Origin of the sequence: Nguyenibacter vanlangensis, assembly GCF_013376155.1 — a bacterium.
In the GTDB taxonomy this organism is placed as follows: Bacteria; Pseudomonadota; Alphaproteobacteria; order Acetobacterales; family Acetobacteraceae; genus Gluconacetobacter; species Gluconacetobacter vanlangensis.
The window spans coordinates 1-2167 of record NZ_JABXXP010000485.1 but is presented as its reverse complement, the minus strand read 5'-3'; the positions used below and the strand labels follow the sequence as shown (position 1 = coordinate 2167).

The following is a 2167-nucleotide window of genomic DNA, read 5'->3' as shown; positions in this document are numbered from 1 at the left end:
GCCTATGACGGGCTGGACGGCCGCCGGCGCACCACGCAACTGCGCTTCTGGCCGCCGCCGGCATCGCTGGATGCCCGGCATGCCGCCTTTCGCTTCGACCTGGCGCCGGGCAAGCGGGTGCTGATCCATTACGAGGTCGAATGCGACCCCGACGGCCAGCACGAGGCCCGGCCGAACCGGCGCTTCCTGTCCGGGGCGGTCGAGGCGCGGCGCGCGCTGCGCCTGTCCTCGTCCCGCGCGGCAGCGATCGCCACCTCGAACGAGATCTTCAACGAGGCCATCCGTCGCTGCATCTGCGACATCTACATGCTGCTGACCGACAAGAAGACGGGCCCGTACCCCTATGCCGGGGTGCCGTGGTTCAGCACCGCCTTCGGCCGCGACGCGCTGATCACCGCGATGCTGACCCTGTGGCTGGACCCCGAGATCGCGCGCGGGGTGCTGAATTACCTGGCCCGCCACCAGGCCCATATCGAGGACCCGGTGGCCGACGCCGAGCCGGGCAAGATCCTGCACGAGGTCCGCCACGGCGAGATGGCCGAGCTGGGCGAGGTGCCGTTCCGCCATTATTACGGGTCGATCGATTCCACGCCGCTGTTCGTCATGCTGGCCGGCCAATACCTGGAACGCACGGGCGACGTCACGCTGCTGACCACCATCTGGCCGAATATCGAGCGCGCCATCGAATGGATCGACCGCTATGGCGACCGCGACGGCGACGGGTTCGTGGAATATGGCCGCCGCAACAAGGAAGGGCTGGTCAACCAGGGCTGGAAGGATAGCTGGGACAGCGTCTTCCACGCGGACGGCACGCTGGCCGAGGGCCCGATCGCGCTGTGCGAGGTCCAGGCCTATGTCTATGCCGCGCGGCGGGCCGCCGCCGTCATCGGGCGCCGGCTGGGCAAGACGGCCTATGCCGACCGGCAGGACCAGCATGCCGAATCCCTGCGCGTGGCCTTCAACGCCCGGTTCTGGATCGAGGAACTGGGCACCTATGCGCTGGCGCTGGACGGGCAGAAGCGGCCCTGCCGCGTACGGTCGTCCAATGCCGGGCACATCCTGCTGACCGACATCGCGACGCCGGATCGCGTGCCGTGCGTGGTCGAGGGACTGATGCACCGGTCGTCCTTCACGGGCTGGGGCATCCGCACCATTCCCGAGGGCGAGGCGCGCTATAACCCGATGGCCTATCACAACGGGTCGGTCTGGCCGCACGACAATGCGCTGATCGGGCTGGGCCTGGCGCGCCACGGCTATCGCAACGAGGCCGAGCGCCTGTTCCGCGGCATGTTCGACGCCGCGTTCTATACCGACCTGCGCCGGCTGCCGGAGCTGTTCTGCGGCTTTACCCGCAACCGGGCCGAAGGGCCCGTGCGCTATCCGGTCGCGTGCTCGCCGCAGGCCTGGGCGGCGGCCACCCTGCCGGCGCTGATCCAGTCCACGCTGGGGCTCGGGTTCGATCCGGCGGCGGTGGCGGTGCATTTCGAACGGCCGCGCCTGCCCGAGTTCCTGCAGGAAATGACGCTGTACAACCTGGAGGTCGGCGGCGAGCGGGTCACGGTGCGCCTGGTGCGGGCGGGCGAGGAAGTCGCGATCAACGTGGTCGAGCGCACGGAGTCGATCCGCGTGCAGATCGCAAGCTGACCGGGCGGGCGCCCCCTCGACGGGGCCGCCCGATGAGCCGTCAGTCGCGCCCGGCCGCGTAGGCGTCCAGCACCAGTTCGGCCGGGCCGTCCATGCGCACGCGGCCATGTTCCATCCACAGCACGCGCGTACACCATTCGCGCATGGTCGACAGGGCGTGGGACGTCACCACCAGGATGTCCGCGCCCTGGATCACCCCGGTCATGCGCGCCCGCGCCTTTTCGCGGAACAGGGCGTCGCCGGCCAGGAACCATTCGTCCATCAGCAGGATCTGCGGCGCGACGGCGGTGGCCAGCCCGAAGCTGAGCCGCACGCCCATGCCCGTCGAGCAGAGCCGCACCGGCAGGTCCATGAAGGGGCCCAGCTCGGCGAAGGTTTCGACATCCTCTTCCAGCCGGCGCAGGGCGGCGCCGTCCAGGCCCATCTGCCGCCCGCGCAGGGCGATGTTCTCGCGCCCCGTCAGTTCGGGATTCATGCCCGCCGACGGGTCATTTAGGTAGATGTTCGTGTAGGTTAAGTGTTT

2 protein-coding genes are annotated in these 2167 nt (G+C 69.4%); one reads left to right on the top strand and one right to left on the bottom strand.

Annotation, left to right across the window (positions count from 1 at the left end; all coding sequences use genetic code 11):
• The coding region (locus tag HUK84_RS15620) for an MGH1-like glycoside hydrolase domain-containing protein (RefSeq protein WP_176641107.1) at positions 1 to 1644 on the top strand (1644 nt) is incomplete at its 5' end.
• A gap of 40 nt (positions 1645 to 1684) precedes the next feature.
• On the opposite strand, the gene HUK84_RS15615 is transcribed toward HUK84_RS15620, so the two are convergent.
• Positions 1685 to 2167 (bottom strand): ABC transporter ATP-binding protein (locus tag HUK84_RS15615; protein ID WP_374729373.1); only part of this gene is annotated, 483 nt, incomplete at its 5' end.